General features: G+C 71.7%; 24 protein-coding genes and 1 pseudogene. 8 read left to right on the plus strand and 17 right to left on the minus strand.

The features are described 5' to 3' along the window. Position 1 precedes the first annotated feature (1 nt). Positions 2–1,495 (plus strand): MFS transporter, encoded by a 1,494-nt coding sequence (locus Sspor_RS13045; RefSeq protein WP_237403844.1) that lies wholly within the window; start codon positions 2–4, stop codon positions 1,493–1,495. Here Sspor_RS13045 and Sspor_RS41560 read toward each other — a convergent pair. From Sspor_RS41560 to Sspor_RS13060, 3 genes and pseudogenes are all read right to left on the minus strand, one after another. Further along, positions 1,449–1,565 (minus strand): annotated as a pseudogene (locus Sspor_RS41560) (DNA-binding response regulator); the annotation flags it as partial. The gene Sspor_RS13045 and the pseudogene Sspor_RS41560 sit on opposite strands and share 47 nt — an antisense overlap. A 185-nt stretch (positions 1,566–1,750) precedes the next feature. Further along, positions 1,751–3,088, minus strand: a complete 1,338-nt coding sequence (locus tag Sspor_RS13055) for a class I SAM-dependent RNA methyltransferase (RefSeq protein ID WP_202199292.1) — start codon at positions 3,086–3,088, stop codon at positions 1,751–1,753. A gap of 93 nt (positions 3,089–3,181) precedes the next feature. Then, positions 3,182–5,236, minus strand: coding sequence for an APC family permease (locus Sspor_RS13060; RefSeq protein WP_202199293.1), 2,055 nt, complete (start codon positions 5,234–5,236; stop codon positions 3,182–3,184). Positions 5,237–5,456: 220 nt separating this feature from the next. Between Sspor_RS13060 and Sspor_RS13065 the strand changes: the two genes are divergently transcribed. After that, a complete protein-coding gene (locus tag Sspor_RS13065) occupies positions 5,457–6,125 on the plus strand; it encodes a potassium channel family protein (RefSeq protein WP_030385679.1) in 669 nt (222 codons plus the stop codon). Continuing rightward, positions 6,122–6,784 (plus strand): potassium channel family protein, encoded by a 663-nt coding sequence (locus tag Sspor_RS13070; RefSeq protein ID WP_030765850.1) that lies wholly within the window; start codon positions 6,122–6,124, stop codon positions 6,782–6,784. The genes Sspor_RS13065 and Sspor_RS13070 overlap by 4 nt, the downstream gene beginning before the upstream one ends. Positions 6,785–6,857: 73 nt before the next feature. Here Sspor_RS13070 and Sspor_RS13075 read toward each other — a convergent pair whose 3' ends face one another. The 7 genes from Sspor_RS13075 to Sspor_RS13105 form a co-directional block, all read right to left on the minus strand. After that, positions 6,858–7,598 carry a DUF3159 domain-containing protein gene (locus tag Sspor_RS13075; protein WP_202199294.1) on the minus strand — a complete coding sequence of 247 codons (741 nt, stop codon included), beginning with the start codon at positions 7,596–7,598 and terminating at the stop codon, positions 6,858–6,860. Positions 7,599–7,601: 3 nt separating this feature from the next. Next, positions 7,602–8,021 carry an OB-fold nucleic acid binding domain-containing protein gene (locus Sspor_RS13080; RefSeq protein WP_078626234.1) on the minus strand — a complete coding sequence of 140 codons (420 nt, stop codon included), beginning with the start codon at positions 8,019–8,021 and terminating at the stop codon, positions 7,602–7,604. A 24-nt stretch (positions 8,022–8,045) separates the two neighbouring features. Further along, entirely contained in the window at positions 8,046–8,732 is a 687-nt protein-coding gene (locus tag Sspor_RS13085) for a response regulator (RefSeq protein WP_202199295.1), read from the minus strand. After that, positions 8,729–11,374 (minus strand): DUF4118 domain-containing protein, encoded by a 2,646-nt coding sequence (locus tag Sspor_RS13090; RefSeq protein WP_237403845.1) that lies wholly within the window; start codon positions 11,372–11,374, stop codon positions 8,729–8,731. Before Sspor_RS13090 ends, Sspor_RS13085 begins: the two co-directional genes overlap by 4 nt. A 186-nt stretch (positions 11,375–11,560) precedes the next feature. Then, positions 11,561–12,337, minus strand: coding sequence for a DUF3710 domain-containing protein (locus Sspor_RS13095; RefSeq protein WP_202199296.1), 777 nt, complete (start codon positions 12,335–12,337; stop codon positions 11,561–11,563). 1 nt (position 12,338) lies between these two features. Continuing rightward, complete coding sequence (gene dut, locus Sspor_RS13100) at positions 12,339–12,884, minus strand: dUTP diphosphatase (protein WP_150259936.1); 546 nt, start codon at positions 12,882–12,884, stop codon at positions 12,339–12,341. Next, the gene (locus Sspor_RS13105) at positions 12,884–13,468 is read right to left on the minus strand and encodes a PaaI family thioesterase (RefSeq protein ID WP_202199297.1); all 585 of its coding nucleotides are present in this window, start codon (positions 13,466–13,468) and stop codon (positions 12,884–12,886) included. Before Sspor_RS13105 ends, dut begins: the two co-directional genes overlap by 1 nt. Before the next feature lie 58 nt (positions 13,469–13,526). Between Sspor_RS13105 and Sspor_RS13110 the strand changes: the two genes are divergently transcribed. Further along, positions 13,527–13,991, plus strand: a complete 465-nt coding sequence (locus tag Sspor_RS13110; protein ID WP_202199298.1) for a DUF3093 domain-containing protein — start codon at positions 13,527–13,529, stop codon at positions 13,989–13,991. 53 nt (positions 13,992–14,044) lie between these two features. On the opposite strand, the gene Sspor_RS13115 is transcribed toward Sspor_RS13110, so the two are convergent. The 4 genes from Sspor_RS13115 to Sspor_RS13130 all read right to left on the minus strand — a co-directional run bounded on the left by Sspor_RS13115 (position 14,045) and on the right by Sspor_RS13130 (position 17,574). Further along, entirely contained in the window at positions 14,045–14,977 is a 933-nt protein-coding gene (locus Sspor_RS13115; protein WP_202199299.1) for a hypothetical protein, read from the minus strand. Between the two features lie 12 nt (positions 14,978–14,989). Beyond that, entirely contained in the window at positions 14,990–15,286 is a 297-nt protein-coding gene (locus Sspor_RS13120) for a DUF4193 domain-containing protein (protein WP_030008769.1), read from the minus strand. A gap of 381 nt (positions 15,287–15,667) precedes the next feature. After that, positions 15,668–16,915 (minus strand): sensor histidine kinase, encoded by a 1,248-nt coding sequence (locus Sspor_RS13125; RefSeq protein WP_202203638.1) that lies wholly within the window; start codon positions 16,913–16,915, stop codon positions 15,668–15,670. 5 nt (positions 16,916–16,920) lie between these two features. Beyond that, the gene (locus Sspor_RS13130; protein ID WP_030008767.1) at positions 16,921–17,574 is read right to left on the minus strand and encodes a response regulator transcription factor; all 654 of its coding nucleotides are present in this window, start codon (positions 17,572–17,574) and stop codon (positions 16,921–16,923) included. A gap of 243 nt (positions 17,575–17,817) precedes the next feature. On the opposite strand from Sspor_RS13130, the gene Sspor_RS13135 reads away from it, so the two are divergent. After that, a complete protein-coding gene (locus Sspor_RS13135) occupies positions 17,818–17,997 on the plus strand; it encodes a hypothetical protein (protein WP_030713155.1) in 180 nt (59 codons plus the stop codon). A gap of 153 nt (positions 17,998–18,150) precedes the next feature. On the opposite strand, the gene Sspor_RS13140 is transcribed toward Sspor_RS13135, so the two are convergent. After that, positions 18,151–18,951 (minus strand): inositol monophosphatase family protein, encoded by an 801-nt coding sequence (locus Sspor_RS13140; RefSeq protein WP_202203639.1) that lies wholly within the window; start codon positions 18,949–18,951, stop codon positions 18,151–18,153. A gap of 14 nt (positions 18,952–18,965) precedes the next feature. Further along, positions 18,966–20,120: a ferrochelatase gene (locus Sspor_RS13145; RefSeq protein WP_202199300.1), complete on the minus strand. Its 1,155-nt coding sequence runs from the start codon at positions 20,118–20,120 to the stop codon at positions 18,966–18,968. Between the two features lie 174 nt (positions 20,121–20,294). On the opposite strand from Sspor_RS13145, the gene Sspor_RS13150 reads away from it, so the two are divergent. Together Sspor_RS13150 and Sspor_RS13155 are read left to right on the plus strand one after the other, a co-directional pair. Then, positions 20,295–21,551 (plus strand): MFS transporter, encoded by a 1,257-nt coding sequence (locus tag Sspor_RS13150; RefSeq protein ID WP_202199301.1) that lies wholly within the window; start codon positions 20,295–20,297, stop codon positions 21,549–21,551. After that, on the plus strand, positions 21,499–22,830 hold the full coding sequence (locus Sspor_RS13155; protein ID WP_202199302.1) for a D-arabinono-1,4-lactone oxidase: 1,332 nt from the start codon (positions 21,499–21,501) through the stop codon (positions 22,828–22,830). Before Sspor_RS13150 ends, Sspor_RS13155 begins: the two co-directional genes overlap by 53 nt. A gap of 12 nt (positions 22,831–22,842) precedes the next feature. Here the strand turns inward: Sspor_RS13155 and Sspor_RS13160 are convergent, their stop codons facing one another. Continuing rightward, a complete protein-coding gene (locus Sspor_RS13160; protein ID WP_202199303.1) occupies positions 22,843–23,697 on the minus strand; it encodes a hypothetical protein in 855 nt (284 codons plus the stop codon). Positions 23,698–24,225: 528 nt separating this feature from the next. Between Sspor_RS13160 and sepH the strand changes: the two genes are divergently transcribed. Continuing rightward, positions 24,226–25,254, plus strand: coding sequence for a septation protein SepH (sepH, locus tag Sspor_RS13165; RefSeq protein ID WP_237403846.1), 1,029 nt, complete (start codon positions 24,226–24,228; stop codon positions 25,252–25,254). Positions 25,255–25,298: the final 44 nt, after the last annotated feature.

Below are 25,298 nucleotides of genomic sequence, written 5' to 3' on the forward strand. Positions count from 1 at the left end.
GGTGGACGGTGCCGGGCCGGCCGCCGAGTCCGTGGCCGAGTCCGTCGGCGAACCCGCGGCCGGGCGGCGCGCCCTACGGCCGCTCGGCGGAGTGCTGACGGCTATGGCCGTCTCCCTGTCCGGTACGGCGGTCTCGGCCGTTGCCCTGCCCTGGTTCGTGCTCGCCACCACGGGCAGCGCCGCCCGGACCGGACTGGTCGCCTTCTGCGAGATGACCCCCTACGTCGTGGTCAAACTGTTCAGCGGACCTCTGATCGACCGGACCGGCCCGCGCACCGTCTCCTGGACCACCGACCTGGTCAGCGCGCTCGCCGCAGCCGCCGTACCGCTGCTGCACGCCCTGGATCTGCTCTCCTTCCCGGCCCTGCTCGTCCTGGTCGCGCTGATCGGGGCGGCCCGGGGCCCCGGCGACCTGGCCAAGGAGGTGATGGTCCCGGAGGCCGCCGAGCGCGGCCAGGTCCGGCTGGAACGGGCGGCCGGGCTGTCCGGCGTGATCGAGCGGCTCGCTGCCACTGTGGGCCCGGCCGCCGGGGGTTGTCTGGTGGCGCTGTTGGGCCCGCTGACGAGTCTGGCCGTCAACGCGGCCTGCTTCGTTCTCGGCTCGCTGATCATCGCCTTAACACTGCCCCGCGGTATGGGGTACGCGGCCGAGCCCGCCCAATCACCGGACGAGGAAGGCCGGCCGGAGCCAGGAGCGGAGGGTGCGCCGGAAGAGCTGGAGGAGAGGGGCGAGGCGGGCTACTGGCGGCGGTTCGGGGAGAGTCTCGCCTTCCTGCGCGGCGAGCCGCTGCTGCTCACCATCGTGGTCATGGTCGGGGTCACCAACCTGTTGGACGCCGGATTCTCCACCGTGCTCATCCCCGTCTGGGCCAGACAGTCCGGCAACGGGCCCGCGGCGATCGGGCTGCTGGGCGGGGTGACGGGAGCGGCGGCACTCGGCGGGAGCGTGGTCGCCGCCGTGTACGCGCACCGGCTGCGCCGCCGGGCGGTGTTCTTTGCCGGGTTCCTGCTTGCCGGGGCGCCGCGCTTCATGGTCCTGGCGGCTGACGCGCCGATGGGCGTGGCGCTCGCCGTGTTCGCGGTGAGTGGGTTCGGCGCGGGATTACTCAACCCAGTCCTGGGCGCAGTCCTCTACGAACGGATTCCGCGCCGGCTGCTGGGCCGGGTCAACGCCGTGGGCGACTCTGTGGCCCGGGCCGGCGTCCCCCTGGGCGGACTCCTCATGGGGGCGGCGGTGACGTCAGCCGGACTCGTACCGGTGCTGTTGGCCGCCGGGACTGCGTACTTCCTCACCACGAGCCTCGCCGGGCTGCGCCGGGAGTGTCGCGAGCTGGACCGGCCCGGCAGGGGCGCCGGACGGGAACCCGACCGGTCGGCGCGTCAGGGTCGCGCACGGCGTCGACCAGGCCGTCGGCGTCAATGTCCTTCAGCAGGAAGCCAGAGGCGTCGGCGCGCAGCGCGCCGAAGACGTGCTGGTCCAGGTCGAAGGTGGTGAGTACCAGCACGTCGGCGAGCTGTTCGGCGACCACGGTCCGGGTGGCCGAGACTCCGTCCAGCCGCGGCATCCGCGCGTTGTTCGAAAAGGGGCGGCTCTCGCAGCAGGGTCACACCCTGATGCGAGAGGCGCCCATCTACGCCTGACACACCGTCAACAAGTGCGTCAAACGTGCGTCACGTGCGTCGGATTTGCGTCAAGATATCGCCCGTAACGGGCGTACCGCACATCACGCACACTCAACGAAATAGCAGGTCAGGCGCCCTTCGCCATCGGCTCCAGGATCGCCACGCACTCCACGTGGTGCGTCATCGGGAAGAGGTCGAAGACGCGGAGGGTGCGGACCTTGTAGCCGTTCTCCTTGAAGTAGCCCAGGTCGCGGGCCAGGGCCGCCGGGTCGCACGCCACGTACGCGATGCGGCGCGCCGCGAGGCCCGTGATGTGGCGGACCGTCTGCTTGCCCGCGCCCGCGCGCGGGGGGTCCAGGACGACCAGGTCGCATTCCGTGATGCCGGTCTTCGGGAGGATCTGCTCGACCTTGCCCTGCTCGATCCGGACCCGCGGGAAGTCCGCCAGGTTGTGGCGGGCGTCCTCCACCGCGCGCTTCGTCGACTCGATGCCGAGCACGGCACCGGTCTCGCCGAGGCGTTCCGCGAGGGCGCCCGCGAAGATGCCGACGCCGCAGTAGAGGTCGAGGGCCATCTCGCCCTTGCGCGGCATCAGGCCCTGCATGACGGCCTTGATCAGGGTGTCCGCGGCCTGCGGGTGGACCTGCCAGAAGCCGCCCATGCCCACGCGGTACGTACGGCCGTCCGCGCGTTCCCGTACGAAGGGGCGGCCGTGGACGCGGTGGACCCCGCCGTCCTTCTCCTCCACGCGCAGGACGGAGACCGGCTTGTCCAGCTCGACCAGGGGCAGGCGGCCGCCGGGGCGGGGGGTCAGGACGACCTGGCGGTCCTGGGAACCCGTCGCCGCGATCGCCTCGACCGTGGCCATCTGCGGCCAGTCCTGCTTCTCGATGCCGAGTTCGCTGACGCCCGGCGCCGCGATCATGCAGTGCTCGATCGCCTCGATCTCGTGCGAGCGGTGGCGGCGCAGGCCGACGGTGCCGTCCTCGTCGATGGCGAACTGCACGCGGGTGCGCCACTGGGGTACCTGCCCGGCCGGCAGCTTGTCGCCCTCGGCCGGCATGACGGTGCCGTCCCAGCCGGCCTCCTCCGGGGTGAGCCCGGCGAGCCGCTTCAGCTGCTCGGCGACGACCTCGCCCTTGAGCCGGCGCTGGGCACCGGGCTTGGCGTGCTGCCAGTCGCAGCCGCCGCACTTGCCGGGGCCGGCGTACGGGCAGGGGGCCTCCACGCGGTCCTTGGAGGCGTCGAGCACGGTGATCGCGTCGGCGCGCAGGAAGCGGGAGTCGGCGTCGCCCTCGGTGACGCGCGCGACGATCTTCTCGCCGGGCAGGGTGTGGCGGACGAACAGCACGCGGCCGTCCTGGGTGCGGGCGATGCAGTGCCCGCCGTGCGCGACGGGGCCGACCTCGACCTCGTACTCCTCCCCGACCAGTGACTGCTTCTCGTTCTGCTCGACGCTCGTCATGGTGGGGAGACTCCAAAAAACCGAAAACGGAAAACGGCCGGACGACCGACCCACCAGTTTACGTGGATCTCGTCCGGCCGTTCACCAACCTGCCTAGCCCTTGGAGGAGGGCGTCTTCGGGGGGCGCGGGGTGTCCACCGGGCCGCGGCGCACCGCGCCCGGGGCGTTCCAGTCCTGGCGCTTCTTCGCGCGCCGCTTGGCGAGCTCCGAGGACTCCAGCTGGTAGGGCACCGAGGTGACCATCACACCGGGGGTGAAGAGCAGCCGGCCCTTGAGGCGCAGCGCGCTCTGGTTGTGCAGCAGGTGCTCGTACCAGCGGCCGACGACGTACTCGGGGATGTAGACGCTGACCGCGTCGCGCGGGTTCTCGCTGCGCAGGCCCTTGACGTACTCGACCACCGGGCGGGTGATCTCGCGGTACGGCGAGTCGAGGATCTTGAGCGGGACGTTGATCCCGCGCCGGTCCCATTCCTCGCGCAGCGCCTTGGTCTCGGCCGGGTCCACGCTGATGCTCAGCGCTTCCAGGGTGTCCGAGCGGGTCAGCTTGGCGAACGCCAGCGCGCGCAGCGTGGGCTTGTGGACCTTGGACACCAGGACGATCGAGTGGACGCGGGAGGGCCGGACGCTGTCCTCGCTGGGACCCTCGGCGGCGGCGATCTCCGCGGAGACGCGGTCGTAGTGCTTACGGATCGCGCTCATGGTGCCGTAGAAGATCACCATGCCGAGCAGGGCCACCCACGCGCCGTGGGTGAACTTGGTGGCGAGGACGACGAGCAGCACCATGCCGGTGAAGAAGGCGCCGAAGGTGTTGATCGCCCGGCTGCGGTGCATCCGGCGGCGGGCGGCGGTGTCGTGCTCGGACTTCAGGTGCCGGTTCCAGTGCCGGACCATGCCGATCTGGCTCAGGGTGAAGGAGACGAACACACCGACGATGTAGAGCTGGATCAGCTTGGTCGAGTCGGCGTCGTAGATCCACACGAGCAGCATGGCCGCGCCCGCGAGGAGCACGATGCCGTTGGAGAAGGCGAGCCGGTCGCCGCGGGTGTGCAGCTGGCGCGGCAGGTAGCGGTCCTGGGCGAGGATCGAGCCGAGCAGCGGGAAACCGTTGTACGCGGTGTTCGCGGCCAGGAACAGGACCAGCGCGGTGGCCGCGGCCAGCAGGATGAACAGGAAGCTGCCGTTGCCGAAGACGGCCTCGGCGACCTGCGAGATGACCGGGTGCTGGACGTACCCGGGGCCGACCGGGACGCCGTCCCGCAGCAGGTCCTCGGACGGGTTCTCGGCCATCCGCACGTCGGTGGCCATGGCCAGGCCGATGATCCCGCAGAACATGGTGACGGCCAGGCCGCCCATGAGGGCGAGGGTGCTGGCCGCGTTCTTGCTCTTGGGCTTGCGGAAGGCGGGGACGCCGTTGCTGATGGCCTCGACGCCGGTCAGGGCGGCACAGCCGGAGGAGAACGCCCTCAGCAGCAGGAACACCATGGCGAAGCCGGCCAGGCCCTGCTGCTCGGGCTTGATCTCCAGATCGGCGGTGGGCGCCGTCATGGTGTCGTCGAGGACGATGCCCTTCCAGGCGCCCCAGCCGATCATGACGAAGACGGCGGCGACGAAGACGTAGGTCGGGATCGCGAAGAGTTTTCCGGATTCCTTCACACCGCGCAGGTTCATCAGTGTGAGGAGAAGGATCATGACCATCGCCGAGAGCACCTTGTGCTCGATCACGAAATCGACCGCGGAGCCGAGATTCTCGACCCCGGAGGAGATCGACACGGCGACGGTGAGGACGTAGTCGACGAGCAGGGCGCTCGCCACGGTGAGGCCGGCCTTGGGCCCGAGGTTGGTGTTGGCCACCTCGTAGTCGCCGCCACCGCTGGGGTAGGCGTGGACGTTCTGCCGGTAGGAGGCCACGACGGTGAACATCAGCACGACGACCGCGAGCGCGATCCAGGGGCTGTACTGGTACGCCGACACGCCCGCGATCGACAGGACCAGCAGGACCTCGCCAGGGGCATATGCCACGGACGAGAGCGGGTCGGAGGCGAAGACGGGAAGGGCGATCCGCTTGGGAAGGAGTGTTTCTCCGAGGCGGTCGCTGCGTAGCGCCCGGCCGATCAGGATCCGTTTGGGCACGTCGGTCAGTTTGGACACGCAGAGGATCGTAAGCGTTCGAAATCAGACTGACGAACCCCCCACCCCCTCATACCGCAATCCCGCCGCAATTCCTCCCCACCCGCAGCACGACTGCGGCGCAAGAGGCCCCATCGGTGACCGCCCGTGTGTAGCTTGGGCCATGGTCTGAGACCCTGTTAAACCAGAGCATGCAATGAGGCTGGGAACCAGCGAGTCGCTGACAGCCGGAAGGACGGCCGTGCACATCGTCATCATGGGTTGCGGAAGAGTGGGCTCCGCCCTCGCGCAAACCCTGGAACAGCAGGGGCATACGGTCGCCGTCGTCGACCAGGACCCCACCGCATTCCGCCGGCTCGGCGCCGGATTCGGCGGCCGCCGCGTCACCGGTGTCGGCTTCGACCAGGACACCCTGAGGGAGGCGGGAATCGAGGACGCGGGCGCCTTCGCCGCCGTCAGCAGTGGTGACAATTCCAACATCATCGCTGCCCGCGTGGCCCGTGAGATGTTCGGCGTGGAGAACGTCGCCGCACGCATCTACGACCCCAAGCGCGCCGAGGTCTACCAGCGCCTCGGCATCCCCACCGTCGCGACCGTGCGCTGGACCGCCGACCAGATGCTGCGCCGGCTGCTGCCCTCGGGCGCCGAGCCGCTGTGGCGCGACCCGAGCGGCGGTGTGCAGCTCGCCGAGGTGCACACCTCCGCCGCCTGGATCGGCCACAAGGTCAGCAAGCTCCAGGAGGAGACGGGCGTCCGCGTGGCGTTCCTCACTCGCCTGGGCGAGGCGATGCTGCCCACGTCGGCGACGGTCCTGCAGGAGGGCGACCTCGTCCACGTGATGATGCGCACGGACGAGATCGACAAGGTCGAGGCGGCGTTCGCCGAGGGGCCTGAGGAGGCACACGCATGAGGGTCGCGATCGCCGGTGCAGGCGCGGTGGGCCGCTCCATCGCGGGCGAACTGCTGGAGAACGGCCACGAGGTGCTCCTCGTCGACAAGGCCCCGACCGCCATCTCGGTCGAGCGGGTGCCGCAGGCCGAGTGGCTGCTGGCCGACGCCTGCGAGATCACCTCGCTGGACGAGGCCGCGCTGCAGCGCTGCAACGTGGTCATCGCGGCCACCGGTGACGACAAGGTCAACCTCGTCGTCTCGCTGCTCGCCAAGACCGAGTACGGGGTCCCGCGCGTGGTGGCCCGCGTCAACAACCCGAAGAACGAGTGGCTCTTCAACGAGTCGTGGGGCGTCGACGTCGCCGTCTCCACGCCGCGCCTGATGTCGGCCCTGGTCGAGGAGGCCGTGAGCGTCGGCGACCTGGTACGGCTGCTGCGCTTCAGCCACGGTGACGCCAACCTCGTCGAGCTGACCCTGCCGGCCGACTCCTCGGTCGCGGGCACCCAGATCGGCGACATCAGCTGGCCCGAGGACACCTCGCTGGTCACGATCATCCGCGGCAACCGGGTCCTCACCCCGCACGGGGAGGAGACCCTGGAGCCGGGCGACGAACTGCTCTTCGTGGCCGCCCAGGCCCGCGAGGAGCAGCTGGAGGACCTCCTCCAGGCCCGCCGCTAGCCCTGCGGGCCTGCTCGACGACGAAGGGGGCGCGCCCGGCCGGGCGCGCCCCCTTCGCGTCAGCTGTGCGCCGTCAGGCCTTGGATCCCTTGGCGGCGGCCTCGGCGGCCTCCTTGGCCTCCCACTCCGCGATCACGTCGATCGGCGGCGGCGCCTTCGCCAGGAAGACCCAGGTGAAGTACACGGCCAGCACCATCGGCGGGAGCTTCAGTGCGATCAGCACCCAGCCCAGCTCCGTCGCGCCACCCCACCAGTACAGCGGGAAGAGGATCGCGTACTTGGCGAGGAAGATCAGGCCCCAGGCCAGGCTGGCCTTGACGTACGCCTTCTTGCGCCCGGGGTTGCGGGTGCGCCAGGAGAGGTTCTCCTTGAACACCGGGCCCAGGATCACGCCGAGCAGCGGGAAGCCCACCAGCGCCGAGAGCGTGAACGCCACGCCGAGGCCGACGCCGTAGATCATGCCCGGCAGGTAGAAGCCCTTCGCGTCGCCCGTGAACAGGGCGAAGGCCACGCCCACGCCCACGCCGAAGACCCCGCTGAAGGCGTGCTTGACCGTGTCCCTGCGCAGCAGCCGCACGATCACCAGCAGGACCGCGACCGCGCCCGCCGCGATGGCGGACCACTTCACGTCCCTGGTGATCGTGTAGATCATGACGAAGAGCAGCCCGGGCAGCATCGTCTCCACGGTGCCGCGGATGCCGCCGAAGGCATCGAAGAGCGCTGCCTGGGTCACGGCCTTCTGGTCCTCGGAGGGGCCGGCCGCGTGGCGCGGTCCGGCCGGTTCCGGGGTGGTCGGTTTGTCGAATGACGTCACCGGTCAGTGCTCCTGTCCGAGCGGGCGGAGTTCGTACTTCGGGTTGAAGAGCACCCGACGGCCGTGGGTCATGGAGATGCGCCCCGAGGCGATCATGCGTCGGCCGGGCTCGATTCCCACGATCGAGCGACGGCCGAGCCAGACCACGTCCAGCGCGGCCGAGCCGTCGAAGAGCTCGGCCTCCAGGGCGGGAACGCCCGCGCGCGGCCGCAGGGTGACCGTACGCAGGGTTCCGGTCACCTTGACTATCTGACGGTCGTGGCAGTCGCAGATCCGCGTGCACCCCGCGGCTTCTGCGTCCTCCTGCAGCTCCGCCGAATGCAGCTCCTCCTGGGAGGTGGACAGCCGCTCAATCATCCGGCGGAACCGGCCCGCAGGCCTGGCCGGCTTCGCGGGCTTCTCGGGACGCGGTTCAGCACTCATACAGGAAGCGTACCGGCGTGCCCACTACCGCTCGAAGCGGTATCCCATGCCCGGCTCGGTGATGAAGTGCCGCGGACGCGAGGGGTCCGCCTCCAGTTTGCGCCGCAGTTGGGCCATGTAGACCCGCAGGTAGTTCGTCTCGGTGCCGTACGAGGGCCCCCAGACCTCCTGGAGCAGCTGCTTCTGGCTGACCAGCTTGCCGCGGTTGCGGACCAGGACCTCCAGCAGGTGCCACTCGGTGGGCGTCAGGCGTACGTCGCGTCCCTCGCGCACGGCCTTCTTGGCGGCCAGGTCCACCGTGAAGCCGTCCGTCTCCACGATCACCTCGCCCTCCCCGGAGCCCGCGGCCGGCTCGGCCCGGCGGACGGCGGCGCGCAGCCGTGCCAGCAGCTCGTCCATGCCGAAGGGCTTGGTGACGTAGTCGTCGGCGCCCGCGTCCAGGGCCTCGACCTTCTCGTCGGAGCTGTGCCGGGCGGAGAGGACCAGGATCGGCACCCGGGTCCAGCCGCGCAGGCCCTTGATCACCTCGACGCCGTCCATGTCGGGCAGGCCGAGGTCGAGGACGACGACGTCGGGATGGCGGGCGGCGGCGAGCTCCAGTGCGCTCGCCCCGTCGGCCGCGGCGTCGACCTCGTATCTGCGCGCCTTCAGGTTGATCACAAGCGCTCGGACGATCTGCGGCTCGTCTTCCACCACGAGCACCCGGGTCATTGAGGTCCTGCCTTCTGTCGCGTCGTCCGATCACGGTCGTGATCAAGTTCGATCGGTGCCGTGGGCCGCACGGGTTCCACCGGTTCGACCGGTCCCGCCGTCGCGCCCCCGCCCACCGTGGCACGCACCGCTTCCCGCCCGCTGGGCACCGCGCGCAGGGTGAGCACCATCGTCAGCCCGCCGCCCGGGGTGTCCTCGGCCGTCAGGGTGCCGCCCATGGCCTCGGCGAACCCGCGGGCGACGGCGAGCCCGAGGCCCACGCCCGCGCCGCGCGGGACGTCCCCGTACCGCTGGAAGGGGGCGAAGATGCGGTCCTTGGCCTCGTCGGGCACGCCCCGCCCCCGGTCGACGACCCGGACCTCGACCCGGTCGCCCAGAGAGCTGGCGGCCACCAGGACGGGCACCCCCGCCGGGCTGTACTTGACCGCGTTCTCCACCACGTTGGCCACGGTCCGCTCCAGCAGCCCCGGATCCACCGCCACCATGGGCAGCGCCTCGGGCACGTCCAGCAGCACGCTGTCCTCCGGTACGCCGCCCAGCGCCATCGGGACCACCTCGTCGAGGTCGATCTCCCGGATCAGCGGGGTGACGGTGCCGGTCTGCAGCCGGGACATGTCGAGCAGATTGCCCACCAGGTGGTCGAGGCGGTCGGCGCCGTCCTCGATGCCTTCGAGGAGCTCGGCCCGGTCCTCCTCGCTCCATTCCACGTCGGCGGAGCGCAGGGAGCTCACGGAGGCCTTGATCGAGGCCAGCGGCGTACGGAGGTCATGGCTGACGGCGGCCAGCAGCGCGGTGCGGATCCGGTTGCCCTCGGCCATGCGGCGGGCGTCCTCGGCCTCGCCGACCAGCCGCTGGCGGTCCAGGACCACCGCGGCCTGCGCCGCGAAGGCGCCGAGCACCCGGCGGTCCTCGGCGGGCAGCACGCGCCCGGAGAGGGCCAGGGCCATGTGGTCCCCGATGGGCATGTCCACGTCGGCGTCCTCGGGCCGGGCCACGGGACTCGGGCCCACGCTGCCGGCCGGTTTCCACGGCTCCAGGTCGCCCGCCCGCTCCAGCAGGGCCACGGACTCCATGGCGAAGGTCTCGCGCACCCGCTCCAGCAGCGCGTCCAGCGTGGTCTCGCCCCGCAGCACGCTGCCGGCCAGGAAGGAGAGGATCTCGGACTCGGCGCGCAGCCGGGCCGCCTGGTGGGTGCGCCGGGCGGCCAGGTCGACCACCGAGGCCACGGAGACGGCGACCCCGAAGAAGACGGCGATGGCGACGATGTTCTTGGGGTCGGACACCGTGAACCGGTGCAGCGGCGGCGCGAAGAAGTAGTTCAGCAGGAGCGAGCCGAGGGCGGCGGAGGCCAGGGCCGGCCAGAGGCCGCCGAGCAGCGCGGCCGCCACCGTCAGCGACAGGAAGAGCAGCATGTCGTTGGCGAGGCCGAGGTCCGCGTCGACGTGCGTGAGCAGCAGGCACAGCAGGACGGGGAGGATCGTCCCCACCACCCAGCCGGCGGTGATCCGGGACCGCCCGAGCCGGGCCGCCGAGGGCACCACGGGCAGGCCGCGGCCCTTGGCCACGTGCTCGTGCGTGACGATGTGCACGTCGAGGTCGGGCCCCGAGTCGCGGGCGACGCTCGCGCCGACCCCGGGGCCGAAGACGTACTGCCACGAGCGGCGGCGGCTGGATCCCAGCACGATCTGGGTGGCGTTGACCCCGCGCGCGAAGGCGAGCAGGGCGTCGGGGATGTTGTCGCCGATCACATGGTGAAACGTTCCGCCCAGGTCCTCGACCAGGGTTCGCTGGACCGTGAGCTCCTTCGGCGACGCGGCGGTCAGCCCGTCGCTGCGCGCGATGTAGACGGCCAGGATCTCGCTGCCCGAGCTCTTGGCGGCCATCCGCGAGGCACGCCGGATGAGCGTGCGCCCCTCGGGCCCGCCGGTGAGCCCGACGACGATCCGCTCCCGCGCCTGCCAGGTCGACCGGATGTCGTGCTCGCCCCGGTACTGCTGGAGGTACTCGTCCGCCCGGTCGGCCACCCACAGCAGCGCCAGCTCGCGCAGGGCGGTGAGGTTGCCCGGCCGGAAGTAGTTCGACAGGGCCGCGTCGACCTTCTCGGGCTTGTATATGTTCCCGTGGGCCATCCGCCGGCGCAGTGCCTGCGGGGACATGTCGACCAGCTCGACCTGGTCGGCCCGGCGGACCACCTCGTCCGGCACGGTCTCCCGCTGCCGTACCCCGGTGATCGCCTCGACCACGTCCCCGAGCGACTCCAGGTGCTGGATGTTCACGGTGGACACGACGTCGATGCCGGCCCGCAGCAGCTCCTCCACGTCCTGCCAGCGCTTGGCGTTGCGCGAACCGGGCACGTTGGTGTGGGCGAGCTCGTCCACCAGGGCCACGGCGGGCCTGCGGGCGAGGAGCGCCTCCACGTCCAGCTCGGTGAAGGCGGCGCCCCGGTACGTCAGGGCCCTGCGCTCGACCTGTTCGAGGCCGTGGAGCATGACCTCGGTCCGCGGCCGGCCGTGGTGCTCGACGAAGCCGACGACGCAGTCCGCGCCCCGCTCCACCCGGCGGTGCCCTTCGGAGAGCATCGCGTAGGTCTTGCCCACTCCGGGTGCCGCGCCGAGGTAGATCCTGAGCTTGCCGCGTCCCATGCGCCCCATTCTCCGGGACGTCCACGCCGTGCACGCACCGATCCGCGCCCGTGGGCCGATCCCTGACGGATCCCTGACGCGGCACGGGCCGGGACGCGGACGAGCCGGTGGGCCCCACCCCGAAGGAGTGGGGCCCACCGGCCGGAACGCATGACGAGCCCCCCTGTGCGCGGGGGCCGTCCGAGGTCAGCGGACCTCGGTGATCTCCGGGCCTCGTTCGAGCTGCCCCATGCCGCCGCCGAAGCGGGAGCCTTCCTGCTCGTCCGTCTGCACGCCGTCCGGCACCATCTGCGCGTCGTTGGGCAGCTTCAGGACGATCGGGTCGCGGGGAGCCATCGGGCCGTCTCCGCGGACGACGACGGTGTCCCGGAAGATCTGCTCCAGTACACCCGCCGACTCGGGGCGCACCGCGCCCTGACCGGAGATGACGCCGCGCAGGAACCAGCGCGGGCCGTCGACGCCGACGAAGCGGACCAGCTGTGCGCCGGTCTGCCCGTCCGGGAGCGGTACGGGCACCTGGGCGCGCAGCTCCCAGCCCAGCGAACCCTGGGCCTCGTCGATGATGCCGCCCTGCTGGGTGATACCCGCGGCGATCTCCTCGCGGACCTCGCCCCAGATGCCCTCCTTCTTGGGCGCGGCGAAGGCCTGCAGCTGCACGGCGCTGTCGCCCAGGACCACGGTCGCGGCCACGATCGCGTCACCGGCGACCTCGACGCGCAGCTCCATGCCCTCGACACCGGGTACGAGGATGCCGCCCAGGTCGACCCGGCCGTCGGCCGGGTTGCCGAGCACCTCGGAGACGTCCCAGGGGCCGTCGGGCCGCGGGGCCGGCGGCAGGTTCACCCGGCGCGGGGCGTCGTTCTCCTGCTCGCCCGCGTCGTCCTGCTCGTCGACGCCGTCTACGACCTGCTCGGCCGCGCCGCCGTCCTTGGCGGAGTCGTTCTTCTTGCGACGTCCGAACACGTCACTGTCCTTCCCGGTCGGTAACGACCGAAGCGTAGCCATTCCCACCCTGCTGACCAGCCCCGGATCCGGCCACGGCCGCATGACCGCCGGTGGAGCCGAAACCCCCTTCGGCCCGGGCCGAGCCGGGAAGTTCCGCCACCTCGTGGAAGCGCACCTTCTCGACCCGCTGGACAACCAGCTGGGCAATGCGGTCGAAACGCTCGAACCGGACGCTCTCGCGAGGGTCGAGATTGACCACGATCACCTTGATCTCCCCACGGTACCCGGCATCCACCGTCCCCGGGGCATTCACGAGCGCGAGCCCGCAGCGGGCGGCCAGGCCGGACCGCGGGTGCACGAAGGCCGCGTACCCGTCGGGCAGGGCGATCGAGACGCCGGTGGGCAGGACGGCGCGCTCGCCGGGCTCCAGCTCGGCGGCTTCGGTGGTGACGAGGTCGCAGCCGGCGTCGCCGGGGTGCCCGTATGCCGGAATCGGCACCTCCGGGTCGACGCGGCGGATCAGTACGTCGACCGGCCGGCGGGAGTCGTGGTTGCTCTGGGACATCAGGGGTTCACCTCAAAGGCGCGTGCGCGCCTGACCTGGTCCGGGTCGGCCATGGCCGCCCGGATCTCCTCGGGCCGTCCGTTGTCGATGAAGTGGTCGACCTTCACCTCGATGAAGAGGGCGTCGGCCCGTACGGCGACCGGGCCCTGCGGTCCGCCTATCCGGCCGACGGCCGTGCAGTAGATCTTCCGCCCCGCGACGGCGGTGACCTCGGCCTCCAGGTACAGGACGGTGTCCACCGGCACGGGCCGCACGAAGTCGGTCTCCAGCCGCCCCGTCACCGCGATGACGCGCAGCAGCCAGTTCAGGGAACCCAGCGTCTCGTCGAGCGCGGTGGCGAGCACCCCGCCGTGGGCGAGACCGGGCGCGCCCTGGTGCGCGGGCCTGACGGTGAACTCGGCGGTGACGCGTACGCCCTCGCCCGCCCGGGCCTCCAGGTGGAGTCCGTGGGGCTGGCCCTCACCACAGCCGAAACAGTGCTCGTAGTGCGCGCCGAGGAGCTCGCCGGGTGCGGGCGCGTCGGGGTGCCTGACCGGCGCGGCGGCGTCGGCCGGGGGCGTCAGGGCTGTCTTTGGTCCACTCACAGCCGCAGACCTTACCCGCGCGGCTACCCGCCGGTCGCCTCGTGGCAGGCTTGTCCGCATGCAGCTCTCCACCGCGCACCACGACGAACGTCTGACCGCCCCCCGCTCCTGGTGGGGCATCGCCGTACTGGTCGGCCTCGCGTGCGCGCTGATGCTGCTGCCGCTGGGGACGATGCCCCTGCTGGCCGGTCTGGTCGGGGGCACCGCGCTGGCCGGTCTGGTGGTCAGTTCGTACGGCTCCGCGCGCGTGCGCGTGGTGAACGGTGCGCTGGCGGCGGGGGACGCGCGGATCCCGGTGACGGCCCTGGGCGAGCCCGAGATCCTCGACGCCGAGGAGTCGCGCGCCTGGCGCACCTACAAGGCGGACACCCGCGCCTTCATGCTGATGCGCAGCTACGTGCCGACCGCGGTCCGCGTCGAGGTCACCGATCCGGCCGACCCGACCCCGTACGTGTACGTCTCCACCCGTGAGCCGCAGGCCCTGGTGGCGGCCCTGCTCGCCGCCCGCGCCCGGGCGGCCTGACCGGCCCGTGGGGCCGCCGGTCCGGCCGGGGCGGATCACCCCGGCGGAGGACCTCAGCCGAGCGCGGTGGGATCCGAGGCCTCCAGTGCGACCCTGGTGGCCTCGGGAAGGGGCTGTACGGGCCGCTCCAGGGGCGGCAGGGAGCTCAGGGCCTCCCAGTCCACGGCCCGCCTCCGCAGGTCACCACGGACCTTCTCGGCGAGTTTGCGGGTGTCCCGGCGGTTCATGACCGCGCCGACCGCGGCGCCGACCATGAACGGCATCAGGTTCGGCAGGCTGCGGAACATCCGCTTCATGATCTGCTGGCGCAGTTCGCGCTTCATCTGCCCGCCGAGCGCGGCGTTCAGCGTCGTCGGCTTGGTCAGGTCGACTCCGCGCTCCTCCGTCCAGGCGGTCAGGTAGGCGAGGCTGCGCTCCGTGCGGCCGCCGTGCGGGCGCAGGCCGTAGACCTCGTGGAGTTCGGCGACGAGCTTGAGCTCGATGGCCGCGACGGCGGTGATCTCGGCGGCCAGTTCCGCCGGCATCGCGGGCGGTACGGGCAGCATGGCCGCGGCGCCGATTCCCGCACCCACGGTCGAGGTGGCGGCGCAGGCGCCCGAGACCAGCTTTTCGGCGAGCTGCTCGGGGCCGAGGCCCGGGAACTGCGCGCGCAGCGTCGCGAGGTCCCGAACCGGAACGCGCGGAGCGTTCTCGATGATCCTGTCGGTGACGTACTGGACGGCGCCCTTGACGCCTTCGCCGCCCTTGCGCACACCGTTCCTGACGGCTTGCATCCGACGAGCCCTGGAGCCGTACCGGGACCCCTCGCCGGGACCGGTCTCCGTCGGCACCGCCGGGGCGGTGCCGGAAGGTATCGCGATCTCCGCACTGGCGGAGCCGCCGGAAGCCCCAGGATCCGTTTCTGGATCCATGGATGCCACCTGCGTCTCCGCCGGATCACCAGCTTTCCGGAAGCGGCGCTTCCGGAAGGGTGTGGAGCCAGCCACGGCCGACGCCTCTCAGTCGCAGTCGCGACAGATCGGCTGGCCGTTCTTCTCACGTGCCAGCTGGCTGCGGTGGTGCACCAGGAAGCAGCTCATGCAGGTGAACTCATCGGCCTGCTTGGGCAGGACCCGGACGGCCAGCTCCTCATTGGAGAGGTCCGCACCGGGAAGCTCCATGCTTTCGACAGAGTCGAATTCGTCCATGTCCGCGGACGAGGTCGACTTCTCGTTGCGCCGGGCCTTCAGCTCTTCGATGCTGTCGTTGTCGACGTCATCGTCGGTCTTGCGCGGGGTGTCGTAGTCCGTTGCCATTGTTCGCTCTCCCCCTCTGGGTGTTAGCGGTGTCTCAGCGCACGTAACGCACGAGAGGCCGGACTTGTGCCCGACCTGAGGCGGAGATTTTGCCTCACATCAAGGTCTGTTACTCAATCGACACCCAGCCGCCCGCCCGAAGGACGATTGGCTGGGATGACGAGCGGGACCGTACACGGTCCGGGGGCCGTCATGCACAAACGCCACCCCGTGTATTTCCCGCCATCCGAGGGGCCGGAAACCCGGACTTCCCGGGCGTTCCGGCCGTGCCGGGGTCACTGAACGCACATGGGCCGACACCGGCCACTGTGATCGATCGCACAGGACCGATTGTTTTCACAGGGCAAGCATTCAGCCAAAAGCGAACATGAGGCCGGGGTCTCACAAAGGAAGAGTGACACGCATCACGAGGCCACCGCCCTCCCGGGGTACCGCCTGGATCCTGCCGCCGTGTGCGCGGGCCACGGAGCGCGCGATCGACAGACCCAGCCCGACACCCTTGTCGCTGCCCGTGCGCTCCGTACGCAGCCGCCTGAAGGGCTCGAAGAGGTTGTCCACCTCGTACGCGGGAACAACGGGACCCGTGTTCGATACCAGGAGGACCGCCTGCCCGTGCTCGGCCTCGGTGACCACCTCGACCCAGCCGCCCTCCGGCACGTTGTACCGGACGGCGTTCTGCACCAGGTTGAGCGCGATCCGCTCCAGCAGCACGCCGTTGCCCTGGACGACGGCCGGCGCGCGCTCGCCGCGGATCTCCACGCCCTTCGCCTCGGCCTCGCCGCGCACCTGGTCGACGGCGCGCGAGGCGACCTCCGCCAGGTCCACGGGTTTGCGCTCGACGATCTGGTTCTCGCTGCGGGCCAGCAGCAGCAGACCCTCGACCAGCTGCTCGCTGCGCTCGTTGGTGGCGAGCAGGGTCTTCCCGAGCTGCTGGAGCTCGATCGGCGCCCCGGGGTCGGAGAGGTGCACCTCCAGCAGGGTCCGGTTGATGGCGAGCGGCGTCCGCAGCTCGTGCGAGGCGTTCGCCACGAACCGCTGCTGCGCGGTGAACGCCCGTTCCAGCCGGTCCAGCATGTCGTCGAAGGTGTCGGCGAGCTCCTTGAGCTCGTCGTCCGGCCCGTCCAGCTCGATCCGCCGGGTCAGGTCGGAGCCCACGACCCGGCGGGCGGTCCGGGTGATCTTGCCGAGCGGCGAGAGGACCCGGCCGGCCATCGCGTAGCCGAAGGCGAAGGCGATGATGCTCAGCCCCAGCAGGGCCATCAGCGACCGGCTCAGCAGGTCGTCCAGGGCGTGCCGGCGCTGTTCCAGGACGCACTGGTTGATCGCCGCGGTGAACTGGTCGAACGGCTGGTTGGTGCCGCTCACACCGGAGCAGGTGGTGCTGGTGACCTCGATGTTCTGACCGCGGACGATCGTGAAGGGGATCGCGTTGCCCTGCCGCAGGGCCTGCGCCGCGAGCAGGTAGATGATCGACAGCAGCAGGATCCCGGCGATCAGGAACATCCCGCCGTACAGCAGGGTGAGGCGTATCCGGATGGTCGGCCGCAGCCATGGGAAGGGACCCTCGGGCTGGCCGGGGTCCCATGTCGGTTTCGGTGGCGCCGCCGGTGGCGCCGGGGTGGTTGCCACGCGCATCAGATCCGGTATCCGGAACCGGGCACGGTCACGATGACCGGCGGCTCCCCCAGCTTGCGGCGCAGGGTCATCACGGTCACCCGTACGACGTTGGTGAAGGGGTCGGTGTTCTCGTCCCAGGCCTTCTCCAGCAGCTGCTCGGCGGAGACGACGGTCCCCTCGCTGCGCATGAGCACCTCCAGCACCGCGAACTCCTTCGGTGCCAGCTGGACCTCCTTGCCCTCGCGGAACACCTCCCGCCGGTTCGGGTCCAGCTTGATGCCCGCCCGCTCCAGTACGGGCGGCAGCGCGACCGTGGTGCGCCGTCCGAGCGCCCGGACGCGGGCGGTCAGCTCCGTGAAGGCGAAGGGCTTGGGCAGGTAGTCGTCCGCGCCGAGCTCCAGCCCCTCCACCCGGTCGCTGACGTCACCGGAGGCGGTCAGCATCAGCACGCGGGTGGGCATGCCGAGCTCGACGATCTTCCGGCACACGTCGTCACCGTGCACGAGCGGGAGGTCCCGGTCGAGCACGACCACGTCGTAGTCGTTCACGCCGACCCGCTCCAGGGCGGCGGCGCCGTCGTACACGACGTCCACGGCCATGGCCTCCCGGCGTAGTCCGGTGGCCACCGCATCGGCGAGCAGCTGCTCGTCCTCGACGACGAGTACGCGCACGTCGTTTCCTTCCTCCGAGCCCAGAAGGGCACACGTGTATTGCGTCGCCCATCCTGCACGTTTCGGCCGTAAACCGGCTGTAAGGCGGCCCGTGGAGGGGCTGACGGGGCGGAAGTGAGGATTCCCTGGCCTCACGAGGTTTCTGGGCCCGGGGTGCAGGGGAGGACGAGATCACACCCCATCCACTCCCTGACGGCGGACAGCCACGCCGCCGCCGACCCACGAAGAGGGGGCGAACCCACCATGGACGCATTCACCGCGGGTCTCCTGCAGCGCATCAGGAACACGCAGTCGGACCTCAGGCACGCCCGCGAGACGGGCGACGACTTCCTCGCGGAAGTGGAACTGGCCGAGCTGGAGGATCTCCAGCGCCTGGCCGCCGAACACGGTGTCCCGGTCTCGGCCGCCGTGCCCGCCTGCTGATCCCCCGGTCCGCAGGACCTGCCGTACCCGCACGACCCCTGCACGACTTCGGGTCCCGAACGACTTCCGCACGATCGGTGCGGCTTCCGCACGGCCCCTGCACGACGACGTGGACCCCGGACGCCCGAGCGGGCGGCCGGGGTCCACGTGCTTTTAGTCGTGCCAGGCTCCGGACTCCTCCAGCAGCGGCTGCAGCGAGGCGAACACCGCCGGTGTGGCGGCCAGGACCAGCTCGCCCGAGGCCGGCTCGCCCGGCCGGCCCCCGGTCAGGGCCCCGGCCTCGCGGGCGATCAGGTCACCGGCCGCCAGGTCCCACGGGTTGAGCCCCCGCTCGTAGTAGCCGTCCAGCCGCCCGGCGGCCACGTCGCACAGGTCCAGCGCCGCCGACCCGCCCCGCCGGATGTCCCGCACCAGCGGGATGATCCGCGCGGCGACCTCGGCCTGGTGGGCCCGCCGGGTCTGCACGTACGCGAAACCGGTGCCGAGCAGCGCCTGGTCCAGCGGGGCCGCCGGCCGGCAGGCGAGGCGCGTCGTACCGAGCCACGCGCCGCCGCCGAGGGCCGCGTGGTAGGTCTCCCCGCGCATCGGCGCCGCGACGACGCCGACCACGCTCTCGCCGCCGTACTCGGCCGCGATGGACACGCCCCAGCTCGGAAGCCCGTAGAGGTAGTTCACGGTGCCGTCCAGCGGGTCGACGACCCAGCGCACCCCGCTCGTCCCCGGGGTGTCCGCGCCCTCCTCGCCCAGCAGCCCGTCCTCGGGCCGCCGCTCGGCGAGGATGCCGGTGATCAGCTTCTCCGCCGCGATGTCCATCTCGGTCACCACGTCGATCGGGCTGGTCTTCGTCGCCGCCACCGCCAGATCGGCCGGGCGGCCGTCGCGCAGCAGAGCCCCGGCCTGCCGGGCGGCCTCCAGGCCCACCGCCAGCAGTTCGGCCTTCAGCTCGTCAGAGATCACGGTTCCACTCCCTACGCGTACGGACTGTCCACGCCCGCGGCCGCCGGCCGGGGGCTGCGCGCCGGGCAGCAGCCCACCGCGCACAGGTCATGGCTGCGGCCCAGCGTGCCGACCCAGCACTCCGCGGCCGGCTCCCCGCGCTCCGTGGCGGCCCGCTCCAGCACCAGGTCCCGTACGGCCCCGGCGAAGCGCGGATCGGCGCCGACGGTCGCGGAGCGCCGCACGGGCAGGCCCAGCTCGGCCGCCTTGGCGGTGGCCTCGGTGTCCAGGTCGTAGAGGACTTCCATGTGGTCGGAGACGAAGCCGATGGGCACCATGACGACGGCGGGCGCGCCCGCGGCGTGCAGGGCCTCCAGGTGGTCGCAGACGTCCGGCTCCAGCCACGGGATGTGCGGGGCGCCGCTGCGGGACTGGTAGACGAGCTCCCAGGGGTGCGCGACCCCGGTCCGCGCGGCGACCTCGTCCGCGATCACCCGCGCGACGTCGAGGTGCTGCTTGACGTAGGCCCCGCCCTCGCCGCCCTCGGTGTGGTCCCCGACCGGGCCGGAGGTGTCCGCCGCGGCGGTGGGGATGGAGTGGGTGGTGAAGGCGAGGTGCGCGCCGGAACGGACCTCCTCGGGCAGCTCGGCGAGGGAGGCGACCACGCCGTCGATCATGGGCTCCACGAAGCCGGGGTGGTTGAAGTAGTGCCGCAGCTTGTCGACCCGCGGCAGCTCCACGCCCTCCTCGGCGAGCGCGGCCAGCGCGTCGGCGAGGTTCTCGCGGTACTGGCGGCAGCCCGAGTACGAGGCGTACGCGCTGGTCGCGAGCACCGCGATCCGGCGGCGGCCGTCGGCGGCCATCTCCCGCATGACGTCGGTCAGGTACGGGGCCCAGTTGCGGTTGCCCCAGTACACCGGCAGGTCCAGCCCGTGTCCGGCGAAGTCCTTGCGCAGCGCGTCCAGCAGCTCGCGGTTCTGCCCGTTGATCGGGCTGACCCCGCCGAACCCGAAGTAGTGCTGCCCGACCTCCTTGAGGCGCTCGCGCGGGATTCCCCGCCCGCGGGTGACGTTCTCCAGGAAGGGCACGACGTCGTCGGGTCCCTCGGGGCCGCCGAAGGACAGCAGCAGGAGGGCGTCGTAAGGGGCGGCGGAGCCGCCGTCGGCGGCACGGAGCTGGTCTGACATGTCTCGAATCCTGCCACCCGGCGCCCGGGCCCGGGCAACGGACCCGGCCCGTCCCACACCTCGGACAGCAGGTAAGGTCACCCTAACTTCCTGTCGGTATTTTCCCCCTGCGGGTGCCTTGTCGGCAGACGTAACCTGTCTGAGCCAGCCACGTCCCTTACGGAGGGCACCACCTTGCCCAGTCCCTACCGCGCGATATTCGCGACCCCCGGCACCAAGGGGTTCACAGCCGCCGGCCTCCTGGGCCGGATGCCGCTGTCCATGGTGGGCATCGGTGTCCTCACGATGATCACCGAGCTGGGTGGCAGCTACGGGCTCGCCGGTGCCCTCACCGGCACCATCGCCCTGTCCGCCGCCGCCGTCGGCCCGCAGGTCTCCCGGCTGGTGGACCAGTACGGACAGCGGCGGGTGCTGCGCCCGGCCACCCTCGTCGCGGCCGCCGCGGTCACCGGGCTGCTGATCGCCGCGGCGAACGGCTGGCCGAGCTGGACCCTCTTCCCCTTCGCCGTCGTCGCCGGCTGCGTGCCCAGCGTCGGATCGATGGTCAGGGCCCGCTGGACGGCCCTGTTCCGCGACACCCCCCAGCTGCACACGGCCTACTCCTTCGAGTCCATCGTCGACGAGCTGTGCTTCATCGTGGGCCCGCCGCTGGCCGCGACGCTGTCGGCCGGCTGGTTCCCCGAGGCCGGCCCGGTGGTCGCCCTCGCCTTCCTGGTGACGGGCGTGTGGTGGCTGACGGCACTGACCGCCACCGAACCCGAGCCGCATCCGCACCACGAGCACACCGACCGGTCCTCGGCGCTGCGCTCCCCCGGCCTCCAGGTGCTGGTGGCCACCTTCGTGGCGACCGGCGCGATCTTCGGCTCCGTGGACGTGGCCACCCTCGCGTTCGCCGAGGAACACGGCAGCAAGTCCCTCGGTGGGGTGTTCCTGGCGGTCTGGGCGTTCGGATCCTGCCTGGCGGGCATCGTCTTCGGCCTCCTGCACTTCAAGGGCAAGGCCGAACCTCGCTGGATCCTGGGCATCAGTGCGATGGCCGTGAGTATGATCCCCCTCCTACTGGCCGGGAACCTGCCGTTTCTGGCCGTGGCGCTCTTCGTCTCGGGCCTCGCCATCGCTCCCACGATGATCACCACGATGGCCCTGATCGAGGCGCACGTGCCACACGCGAAGCTGACCGAGGGCATGACCTGGATCAGCACCGGCCTCGCGGTCGGAATCGCGCTCGGGTCCTCCGTGGCCGGCTGGGTCGTCGACTCGGCCGGGGCGCGGACCGGGTACGTCGTCTCCATCTCGGCGGGGGTGGCCGCGGCGGCGGTCGCGTTCGCGGGATACCGCCGGCTGACGAGGCCGGCGCAAGGGGAGGAGCCAGCAACCGATGGGGACGGCGACAGCAGGGCGGCGCAGCACGGAACGGACCGCGTGGCATAACTGGGCGGGCAACATCACCGCCACACCCGCCCGCGTGGTGACCCCGGCCTCGGTCGGGGAACTCCAGGAGACGGTCCGCCGGGCCGCCGAGGACGGGCTGCGGGTGAAGGCGGTCGGCACCGGCCACTCCTTCACCGCGGCCGCCGCCACCGACGGCGTGCTCGTACGCCCGCAGGCGCTCTCGGGGATCCTGGCGGTCGACCGCGAGGCCGGCACCGTCACGGTGGCGGCCGGCACGGTGCTCAAGGACCTCAACGTGGCCCTGGCACGGCAGGGCCTGTCGCTCACCAACATGGGCGACATCATGGAGCAGACGGTCTCCGGGGCCACCAGCACCGGCACCCACGGCACCGGACGCGACTCGGCCTCCATCGCGGCCCAGATCCGCGGCCTGGAACTGGTCACGGCCGACGGCCGGCTGCTGACCTGCTCCGAGAAGGAGCATCCCGAGGTCTTCGCGGCGGCCCGGCTCGGCATCGGCGCGCTCGGCATCGTCACCGCGATCACCTTCGCCGTGGAGCCGGTCTTCTTCCTGACCGCCCGCGAGGAGCCCATGGGCTTCGACCGGGTGACGGCCGAGTTCGAGGAGCACTTCGCGGAGAACGAGCACTTCGAGTTCTACTGGTTCCCGCACACCGGCAACTGCAACACCAAGCGGAACAACCGCAGCCAGGGCCCCGCGGCCCCGCCCGGACCGGTGAGCGCCTGGATCGAGGACGAATTGCTCTCCAACGGCCTCTTCCAGGCCGTCAACTCGCTGGGCCGCGCGGTCCCGGCCACCATCCCCTCCATCGCCCGCGTGGCCAGCCGCGCCCTGTCGGCGCGCACGTACACGGACATCCCGTACAAGGTGTTCACCAGCCCGCGCCGGGTGCGCTTCGTGGAGATGGAGTACGCCCTCCCGCGCGAGCGGGTGGTCGAGGCGCTGCGGGAGCTGCGGGCGATGGTCGACCGCTCCCGGCTGCGGATCAGCTTCCCGGTGGAGGTGCGGACGGCCCCCGTGGACGACATCACGCTGTCGACGGCCTCCGGGCGCGATACCGCGTACATCGCGGTGCACATGTACCGGAACACCCCGTACCAGGCCTACTTCACGGCGGCCGAACACATCTTCACCGCGCACGGCGGACGTCCGCACTGGGGCAAGGTGCACACGCGGGACGCGGAGTACTTCGCCGAGGTCTACCCGCGGTTCGGCGAGTTCACCGCGCTGCGCGACCACCTCGACCCGGACCGGGTCTTCGGCAACGACTACCTGCGGCGGGTCCTGGGGGACTGAGCCGGTCCGGTGTCAGGGCGCGCTCTGCCGCGCCGCCGGCCGCGAGGCGTCGGGGCTGGGTGCCGGGGCCGGCGGTGCGGGCGCGTCCGTGGCCGGGGGTGAGGCCGGTGCCCCCTTCGAGGGGCCGGCGTCGGGCGTCGGGTCCGCGGAGGCCCCGGAGTTGCCTGAGCTGCCGGAACTGCCGGAACTGCCGGAACTGCTTGAGTTTCCGGAGCCACCGGATCCGGAGGGGCTGGGTCCGGGGCTCGGGCTCCGGCCGCCGGACGGTTCCGGGGGGCTCGGACTCGGCGAGGTCCCGGCCCCGGGGGCCCGCCCGCCTCTGCCCTCGCCGCCGGGCTCCTCCCGGGGCGGGGCGGTCCGCTCCGTGCCCGCCGTGCGGGTACCGCCGGAGAAGAGCGTGCCGCCGCCGCTGCTGACGGAGGTGCCGGCCATCGCCTCGTAGGTGCCGAGGCCGCCGATGGCCACGGCGAAGGCCGCGCCCGAGGCGACCGCGGTGCGCTTCCAGCCCCGCACCCGGGTGCCGTGCACGGTGGCCGCCCCGAACTCCCCGGTGGCGGTCCGCGCGGTCGCGGTGCCCGCGGCCGCCGACTCCTCGCGGGGCGGCGGCACCTGACGGGCCCTGGGCCGGGCGCTCTCCCGCAGCTGGTCGCCCGTGCGCCGGAAGAGGTGCTGGATGACGGGCCCGCCCGCGGTGGCGACGACGCTGACCACACCGGCCCCGAGGATGGTCCCGTAGACGCCCATCTTCGAGGCGAGCAGGGCCGCGGCGACGGTGGCGAGGGAGGAACCGGCGACCTGGGCCGCGCTCAGGTCGAGCTTCTTCTTCTCCGGTTCGTCCTCGACGCCCCGCGCAGCCTTCTGACCCATCGCCATCCCCGGTGTGTCCCGCCTCTCGCGCTTCTCCTCTTCCTGGAGTTACCGACCGCTGAGCGAAGCAGATAGTTCCGTTTCTGGTGATTATGTGAAGCAAGACACCCGAAAACGGACCACGGGTGCAGGTCGGACCCGATCGAGGGCAGGCCAACTCCCGCCGTCCGGGGAAAGTTCGGCGGCGCGGCGGTCCACCCAGGTGGCCCGAATGGAGTACTGTGGCGAGCCCTGGGGCCGTCCTTCCTTTCGGATGTCCGGACTCGGGAGAGGGGGCCGACGGATGGAACACGGCACTCAAAGACCGGTGATGCCGCGGTATTGCACGGGCGCCTGCTGCGCACAGTAACCGTTCGGTCACTGTGCGTGCCCAACAGGTAACCGTGCCATAACGGCGATCAAGGGCGCATGCCCGACACGCCGGTTTAACTCGGCAAGGTTGTGGCAGGCTGCACCCGGGCAGGCCACACTCGACTAGCGGAAGCAGCGACGCACGTGACGTCGGCAGGCACCACCCGGGAGGTCCCCATGCCCGAACTGCGTGTCGTGGCCGTCTCAAATGACGGCACACGACTGGTGCTCAAGGCTGCGGACAGCACGGAGTACACGCTTCCGATCGACGAGCGGCTCCGCGCCGCCGTCCGCAACGATCGCGCACGCCTGAACCAGATCGAGATCGAGGTGGAGAGCCACCTCCGCCCCCGCGACATCCAGGCCCGCATACGGGCCGGTGCCTCCGCGGAGGAGGTCGCTCAACTCGCCGGCATCCCGGTCGACCGCGTGCGCCGCTTCGAGGGCCCGGTGCTCGCCGAGCGCGCGTTCATGGCCGAGCGCGCCCGCAAGACGCCCGTACGCCGCCCCGGCGAGAACACCGGTCCGCAGCTCGGCGAGGCCGTGCAGGAGCGGCTGTCCCTGCGCGGCGCCGACAAGGACACCGTCCAGTGGGACTCCTGGCGCCGCGACGACGGCACCTGGGAGGTCCTCCTCGTCTACCGGGTCGCGAGCGAGACGCACTCGGCGAGCTGGACCTACGACCCGCCGCGCCGGCTGGTCGTGGCCGTGGACGACGAGGCCCGCTCCCTGATCGGCGAGTCGGAGGACCTGCCGGCGACGCCGGAGCCGAGCTTCCCCTTCGTGCCGAGGATCGCGCGGCTGCCGCGCGACCGGCCGCTGGACCGCGCCCTGGACCGGCAGCTGGAACGGATCGAACCCCGTCCGGCGCCCGTACCGGAACCGGAGGAGGAGCGGGACACCCTCACCAGCCTGTTGGAGGCGGTCCCGAGCTTCCGCGGCGACATGGTGGTCCCGGACCGCACCGAGACCCCGGACGACACCGAACCGGAGGCGGAAGAGCCGCCGGCGCCGGCCGCCTCGGCGGGCGCGGGCGCCGCGTACGCCGATGTCCTCATGCCGCGCACGGTGGCGGGCCACCGGGACCGCCTGACCGGCACCACCGACCGCCAGGCGGAGGCCGACGGGGTCCGCCCCGGGCGCCGTGCGGCAGTACCGAGCTGGGACGAGATCGTCTTCGGCACCCGCCGCAAGAAGCAGGAGTAGGGGCGGGGGTGGCGCCGCCGGGTCCTGCCCGGCGGCTCCGCCCG

It is taken from the genome of Streptomyces spororaveus (genome assembly GCF_016755875.1).
GTDB classification, from domain to species: Bacteria; Actinomycetota; Actinomycetes; order Streptomycetales; family Streptomycetaceae; genus Streptomyces; species Streptomyces spororaveus.